The sequence below is a fragment of the Virgibacillus indicus genome (genome assembly GCF_002266285.1).
In the GTDB taxonomy this organism is placed as follows: domain Bacteria; phylum Bacillota; class Bacilli; order Bacillales; family Amphibacillaceae; genus Virgibacillus_K; species Virgibacillus_K indicus.
The window spans coordinates 36,417-43,154 of record NZ_NPMS01000016.1 but is presented as its reverse complement, the minus strand read 5'-3'; the positions used below and the strand labels follow the sequence as shown (position 1 = coordinate 43,154).

Here is a 6,738-nt window from a genome sequence, read left to right as displayed (position 1 = left end):
GAGACTTCCCATCACTTCGAGTGAGTAAGATCCCTCAGAGACGATGAGGTTGATAGGTCCGAGGTAGAAGCGTGGTGACACGTGAAGCTGACGGATACTAATCGATCGAGGACTTAACTAACTTCTTATTTGATGATCGTTGATACTACTCTTATTTAGTTTTTAGGGTATAATTCATACATATTTTTTAAATATACTTGATTTTTTCCCAAAAACAATTATAATATTGGTTGTCACTAATTTTCTTGCTGACACTTGGATTGACAATTATATGGTCTGGCAGTAACAGCGGAGAGGTCACACCTGTTCCCATCCCGAACACAGAAGTTAAGCTCTCCAGCGCCGATGGTAGTTGGGGCTTTGCCCCTGCAAGAGTAGGACGCCGCCAGGCATATACATTCCACATTATCTTGACCAGATTGATTATATAATCTGATGAAGGTCTTGAATAATGAATCTGTTATGAATTGATTTGTATCAGGACAAGCGTCAACAATGCCTTGTCAAATTTCAATGATATTCTAGATTATTCCACAGTAGCTGGCCGCAAGCATCTATGAGAAACATCTATATGCAGGCCTGCGAGGAGTGCAGCATCACCGAGATTACTTGCAACACGACGAGCACATTAATTTTGATTATAATACTTTGATAAGCTATATCGGATTATTCCACAGTAGCTCAGTGGTAGAGCTATCGGCTGTTAACCGATCGGTCGTAGGTTCGAATCCTACCTGTGGAGCCATGGAGAGCTGTCCGAGTGGCCGAAGGAGCACGATTGGAAATCGTGTAGGCTGTTAACGCGGCCTCGAGGGTTCGAATCCCTCGCTCTCCGCCACTTTTAAAATATTATTGGCCCGTTGGTCAAGCGGTTAAGACACCGCCCTTTCACGGCGGTAACACGGGTTCGAATCCCGTACGGGTCACCAACATATGGAGGATTAGCTCAGCTGGGAGAGCACCTGCCTTACAAGCAGGGGGTCGCAGGTTCGAGCCCTGCATCCTCCACCATGTTCTTTCAAAAGATTATATTATACTATATCGCGGGGTGGAGCAGTCTGGCAGCTCGTTGGGCTCATAACCCAGAGGTCGCAGGTTCAAATCCTGCCCCCGCAACCAAATTACTTCAATTAACTACGTCGAATTTGCATCACTGCTAATTGAAGATATGTAGTACTTTGGAGTGCAACCAAATTATTTCAACTGTCTGCGTCGAAATTACATCAATGCTAGTTGAAAATCATCTATTAATCTGGTCCGGTAGTTCAGTTGGTTAGAATGCCTGCCTGTCACGCAGGAGGTCGCGGGTTCGAGTCCCGTCCGGACCGCCACTTTAAAATTATATAATGCAGCATAAATGCTGATATATGATTAATCCATTTAAACTTTTAAAATATAATATGGCTCGGTAGCTCAGTCGGTAGAGCAAGGGACTGAAAATCCCTGTGTCGGCGGTTCGATTCCGTCCCGAGCCACCATTTTTTTATTTACAAATAATAAAATGGAGGGGTAGCGAAGTGGCTAAACGCGGCGGACTGTAAATCCGCTCCCTCAGGGTTCGGCAGTTCGAATCTGCCCCCCTCCACCATTTTATTTTTATAGCTATAGGGGTATAGTTTAATGGTAAAACGAAGGTCTCCAAAACCTTTGATGTGGGTTCGATTCCTACTACCCCTGCCATTTCAAAATATGGCGGTCGTGGCGAAGTGGTTAACGCACCGGATTGTGGCTCCGGCATACGTGGGTTCGATCCCCACCGGTCGCCCCATATTTTACTATCATTGGGCCATAGCCAAGCGGTAAGGCATCGGGTTTTGATCCCGTGTATCCTAGGTTCGAATCCTAGTGGCCCAGCCATTTTGCGGAAGTAGTTCAGTGGTAGAACACCACCTTGCCAAGGTGGGGGTCGCGGGTTCGAATCCCGTCTTCCGCTCTTATAATTGACTATGGCGGTATAGCCAAGTGGTAAGGCAGAGGTCTGCAAAACCTCTATCACCGGTTCAAATCCGGTTACCGCCTCCAACTCATACACACATGCCGGTGTGGCGGAATAGGCAGACGCGCGGGACTCAAAATCCCGTTCCTTCACGGGAGTGTCGGTTCGACCCCGACCACCGGTATCTAACCTGAGCACACAAATTATTAAATATTACTATCGTAACAAAAGAGACAGGATATGATTCCTTGTCTCTTTTAGTACAAAAAAATGATCTTTGATTTGTTCATTAGAGTGAATGTATGATGTATAATAAGAAAAGGGAGTTTTAATTCTATAACATGTTGCACAACTTTTCCTAGGGAAATGAGCTGAAATACTAGGCACCCGAAATCAATGATAAGGACACAGGGACAGGTTCATTTACTTCGGAATAAAGACCTGTCCCAGTCCTACTAGCTTTTATGTTAATGCAATAATTCGAGAAATGCCAGTTCAGTCCCTGGGGCTATGTTAATCTTCATCCAATTGTACCAACGCTTTGTACAGTACATTTCCCGCTTTTTCTATGTCTTCTTCCGTTGAAAACTCTTGCGGATTATGACTGATTCCATCTTTAGATCTCACAAAGATCATTCCGACTGGGAAGCTATTTTTAAATTGCATGGCATCATGACCTGCACCACTTGGCAGGGATACAGCATCTTCGCCTAGTTCTTCGCAGATACTTTCCTTTATAACACGTTGAATCGATTCTTCACAGAGGATAGGCTCAACACGCTGTAACTCCTCGAATTCTATGATTAGTTTTCGTTCATCTGCAATCTTTTCAGCAAATTGCTTGATCTTTTTTTCCACATGATCTCTTTTTGCTTCGTCAATGTCCCTAATATCAACTGTCCATTCTACCTCGCCTGGAATGACGTTAACACCATTCGGTTTTACTGCTAGTTTTCCAACCGTGGCCACAGTGGAACCGGATTGTTTTGCGATTTTTTCAATTTCAGCAATAATGAGACTGGCACCTGTAAGCGCATCCTGACGCTGATTCATTGGGGTCGTACCGGCATGCTCGGCAAGTCCTTTTAATGTGAATTTGAGCCATAAAGGACCTGCAATCCCTGTTACATTTCCAACCGCGGCATGTTTACTCTCAAGAATCTTACCTTGCTCAATATGCAATTCCAGATAGAGCTTAATATTTTCTAATTTAGCACGATGCAGTGATTTCTTCTCAAGCCCATACTCCCGGATTGCCCGGTCGATGGTTATCCCATCACCATCTGTAATTTGTAAATTATCTTTTGTTAATGTGCCTGCGATAGCCCTGCTGCCAATCATACCAAAGCCAAATCGAGTACCCTCTTCATCTTTAAATGCAATCACCTTAATAGGATGTCTGGGCTGTTTATCTTTTTCTTTTAATGAATGGATAACTTCAATTGCAGTCAATACACCTAAACTTCCATCATATTTTCCACCATTTGGAACCGTATCGATATGTGATCCAAGCAAAATAGTTGGTAAGTCTTCTGTACCGTCCTTGCTTCCAATTAAATTGCCCACGGCATCATATTGAACCGTCAAGCCGGCCTCTTCCATATATTTCTTGACGAGTTCATTACCATCTTTCTCTTCCTTCGTATATGAAAAGCGATTAATACCCCCGTCTTCACTCTTACCGATAGTGGCGAGTTCATCTAGATGTTTGTTTAAACGGTTGCCATTAATCATTTGCTTCTTCCTTTAGTTTAAAGCGGAAATGACAGTTTCCTTCCCTTAAAATATACTTATCATGATCAACCTCGAATTTAGGATTAAACCCTTTGGCAACAGCAGGATCGATCATTTGGCAATATAAAATACCATACTCATGCATGTTATCATCCGCCCATTGCTGACCAAATGGACATACAGTGAAGTTTTGCTCAATTTCTTCGTGTTTGTACTCGGTTGTATATTCAAATAAATCACTTCTGCCCATGTCATAATTGGTTAGGTAATTATCAATCGTATTTTTCTTTCCATTTGTGCGTGCTCTTTGCGCGATTCCACGTCCCCGTTCTTCACCAAATGTCCGGACGCCTTCACGAATAGCATCTTCACCAGCACCAGCGTATTCATCAACAACAGCCTTCGTTATCTGAGCAAATAATTTAGCCATTAATGCGTAAATAGTAAGATTTTTATAGTTGTTTTCCGTTTGGTGATCCATTGGAATATAGTTAAATAAGATATGATTTTCATTATTGGCAGTTGCATCTTTAGCGATATCCTCTGCATCTTTATAACCGAAATTTTTAACCCCTTGCTGAATTAGTTCTTTTCCTGCATCTCCAAATTGATTTACAACTGATTTTTCTACATGTGTAAAAAGCTTTGCGGTAATGTTATGCATGGATAGTGGCGGAATATTTATTTTCGTATCATTCATTTATGAACTCTCCTTTTTTATTAACTAAGTAAATAGAATTATAGTTTGAAACTATTAAATTGACAATTGAACTAACAAATTCTATTATATAAGAAATTATTCTATCATTAAACATATCTGTTTTATGGGGATTTAAAAAAAGAGAGAGGTAAGACAACATGAATGTTGCAGGTGACGTTATCATTTATGCTGAAATAGTTATATACCTATTAATAACACTTGGGATAGGAGTATATTTCAGTAGAAAGAAGTTAAATCAAGCAGATTATTATTTAGGCGGAAGTAAATTGCCTGGCTGGGCATTGGCGTTTTCCGAAAGGGCAACTGCTGAATCAGCTTATATGTTTTTAGGTGCGGTTGGTTTTATTTATGTAACAGGTTTATCAGGAATTTGGATATTATCCGGTATGTTTCTGGGAGTACTTTTCTCCTGGTTATTTCTGGCAAAAATATTTATGAATGAACGAAAAAAATATGATGTATATACATTACCAGATTTATTTTCTGTAAAGTTTCCAAAACACGGAAGAAGTATACGCTTGCTGTCCGCGCTAATTATGGGATCATTTTCTCTTTTTTACATAGCAGGGCAATTTTCAGGTACTGGGAAAACATTATTCTCTATTTCTGGTATTGATATTACTTGGGGATCAATTATCATTGCGATCATCATCATTGCTTACTCTTCTATGGGTGGATTTATGTCTGTTGTATGGACAGATACGGTCCAAAGTTTCTTAATGGTATTGGCTTTCATTATTGTACCGATTGTTGCTTATTTTGAAATTCAAAGTAATGATTTATCCATCTCTGGGTCACTGGCAGCTATGGGGAATGGTGCTGATGAATGGTTTGGTGGGTTAACTGGTTTGGCGTTAGGGGCAATGCTTCTGACAAACTTTTCTTGGTTCTTTGGGTTCCTTGGTGGACAACCACAATTAAGTTCGCGATTTATGGCGCTCAAAGATGAAAAGGAGCGTAAGACAGCTACATGGGTGGCGATTGTTTGGACATTAATCGTATATGTTGGAGCTTTTTTGGTTGGGATATTCGGTTCTGTTTTATATAGACAAGGCACAATTGCGGATTCGGAAATGATTTTGCCGCATATGGTTGTTGAACTATTGCCACCATGGGTAGCCGGTATTATTCTTTCCGCCATCTTGGCTGCGATAATGTCGACAGCATCATCACAATTATTGGTTGTGACATCATCTGTTAGTGAAGATATTGTCCATAAAACGATGGGAATTAAAATGAATAATAAACTGATTGTCAAAGTATCCCGGTGGACATTGGTTATTGCTGGTTTGGCAGGGATTGTAATTTCGCTAGTTTCTGAATCATTTATTTACGGTGTAGTTAGCTTTGCTTGGGCCGGTATGGGTAACACGTTCTCTGCTGTAGTTCTCTTGACTTTCTTTTGGAAGAAAACTTCAGGAATTGGCGTTATCGCAACAATTGTCTCCGGTTTTATCAGTGCTATCTTGTGGACAATGTCGCCACTCGAAGCAATTGTTTCAGCCAAAGCAAGTACTTTCTTTATCTGTTTAATAATTGGAATTGTATTTAGCTTATTGTATCCTGATTCTGATAGGGGTTTGACTAACACTGCTGCTACTGTCAAGCATTAATTTAGGGGAATAAGAGACCCGTTTATGGATTTGTATGTTACATAAACAGTTCTCTTTTATTTGCCGTGATAAACATCATTATTTAAAGCGGCTGTGGGGACTTCTCTTGTCGTATCCCTAGAATGACCACTGCCTGAAGCTATTCCCCTAAACCGCCTATAAATCAAACAAATACATTTTATCTTCAAAGGTTTGAAAGCATAATAATTATTCCAGTTTTTAAAGTAATTTTAGAGGTCAGCAAAAAAATTAGGAAGGGTTCAATTATTCTACCCGCTGAGAGATAGGGTATATGGATGAATACTGATGTCTATTCAAATGCTTCGCAAGAAATTAAAGGATTATATTCCTATCTTTTAAACAAGACTGTTTCGGGAAGAAAGATAGAAAATCTAATAATAAATATATTTTACACAAATTTTACACTTCACACACATAAAACCTTATAAAATCAGTATTTCTAATGTTGTTTAGCCCCGTTGACATGACGGCGTTCATTCGGATTTAATCCGTTTGGGCGCTGTTTTTTTTGTGTGCTATTTGTGCCGAACGTGCGGAATTTGCTCTGAATCCTAGCAGCCCTTTTTAATGATTTTATTTCGGAAGGTGACGGGTATCTTTATGCTTCAGATACAATGAATTAGTACCGCATGTCGACATAGTAACCGGGCGGATTGAATGGGAGACATTCATATGATAGGGCGGTGAGGCGGTGGTTTTATAAAAGCCAGAAC

General features: G+C 40.5%; 3 protein-coding genes, 14 tRNA genes and 2 rRNA genes. 17 read left to right on the top strand and 2 right to left on the bottom strand.

What is annotated here, in order from left to right:
- The 16 genes from CIL03_RS18885 to CIL03_RS18810 all read left to right on the top strand — a co-directional run.
- Positions 1-121, top strand: a 23S ribosomal RNA gene (locus CIL03_RS18885); the annotation flags it as partial.
- 154 nt (positions 122-275) lie between these two features.
- Positions 276-391 (top strand): 5S ribosomal RNA (gene rrf, locus CIL03_RS18880).
- A 279-nt stretch (positions 392-670) separates the two neighbouring features.
- A tRNA-Asn gene (locus CIL03_RS18875) sits at positions 671-745 on the top strand.
- A 1-nt stretch (position 746) separates the two neighbouring features.
- Positions 747-838: transfer RNA gene (locus CIL03_RS18870), tRNA-Ser, on the top strand.
- 16 nt (positions 839-854) lie between these two features.
- Positions 855-929, top strand: a tRNA-Glu gene (locus CIL03_RS18865).
- A gap of 6 nt (positions 930-935) precedes the next feature.
- Positions 936-1,011 (top strand) — tRNA-Val (locus CIL03_RS18860).
- Positions 1,012-1,042: 31 nt separating this feature from the next.
- Positions 1,043-1,119, top strand: a tRNA-Met gene (locus CIL03_RS18855).
- A gap of 135 nt (positions 1,120-1,254) precedes the next feature.
- Positions 1,255-1,331: transfer RNA gene (locus tag CIL03_RS18850), tRNA-Asp, on the top strand.
- A 71-nt stretch (positions 1,332-1,402) separates the two neighbouring features.
- Positions 1,403-1,478 (top strand) — tRNA-Phe (locus tag CIL03_RS18845).
- 25 nt (positions 1,479-1,503) lie between these two features.
- Positions 1,504-1,588: transfer RNA gene (locus CIL03_RS18840), tRNA-Tyr, on the top strand.
- An 18-nt stretch (positions 1,589-1,606) separates the two neighbouring features.
- Positions 1,607-1,680, top strand: a tRNA-Trp gene (locus CIL03_RS18835).
- A 12-nt stretch (positions 1,681-1,692) separates the two neighbouring features.
- Positions 1,693-1,768, top strand: a tRNA-His gene (locus CIL03_RS18830).
- Positions 1,769-1,782: 14 nt separating this feature from the next.
- A tRNA-Gln gene (locus CIL03_RS18825) sits at positions 1,783-1,857 on the top strand.
- Positions 1,858-1,861: 4 nt separating this feature from the next.
- Positions 1,862-1,933: transfer RNA gene (locus tag CIL03_RS18820), tRNA-Gly, on the top strand.
- A gap of 15 nt (positions 1,934-1,948) precedes the next feature.
- A tRNA-Cys gene (locus CIL03_RS18815) sits at positions 1,949-2,022 on the top strand.
- Positions 2,023-2,036: 14 nt separating this feature from the next.
- Positions 2,037-2,120 (top strand) — tRNA-Leu (locus tag CIL03_RS18810).
- A 329-nt stretch (positions 2,121-2,449) separates the two neighbouring features.
- Here the strand turns inward: CIL03_RS18810 and CIL03_RS18805 are convergent.
- Positions 2,450-3,670: a Zn-dependent hydrolase gene (locus tag CIL03_RS18805; protein WP_094887423.1), complete on the bottom strand. Its 1,221-nt coding sequence runs from the start codon at positions 3,668-3,670 to the stop codon at positions 2,450-2,452.
- Complete coding sequence (locus CIL03_RS18800; RefSeq protein ID WP_094887422.1) at positions 3,663-4,370, bottom strand: L-2-amino-thiazoline-4-carboxylic acid hydrolase; 708 nt, start codon at positions 4,368-4,370, stop codon at positions 3,663-3,665. The genes CIL03_RS18805 and CIL03_RS18800 overlap by 8 nt, the downstream gene beginning before the upstream one ends.
- A 158-nt stretch (positions 4,371-4,528) precedes the next feature.
- On the opposite strand from CIL03_RS18800, the gene CIL03_RS18795 reads away from it, so the two are divergent.
- Positions 4,529-6,004 carry a sodium/proline symporter gene (locus CIL03_RS18795; RefSeq protein WP_094887421.1) on the top strand — a complete coding sequence of 492 codons (1,476 nt, stop codon included), beginning with the start codon at positions 4,529-4,531 and terminating at the stop codon, positions 6,002-6,004.
- The last annotated feature ends 734 nt before the right edge of the window (positions 6,005-6,738 follow it).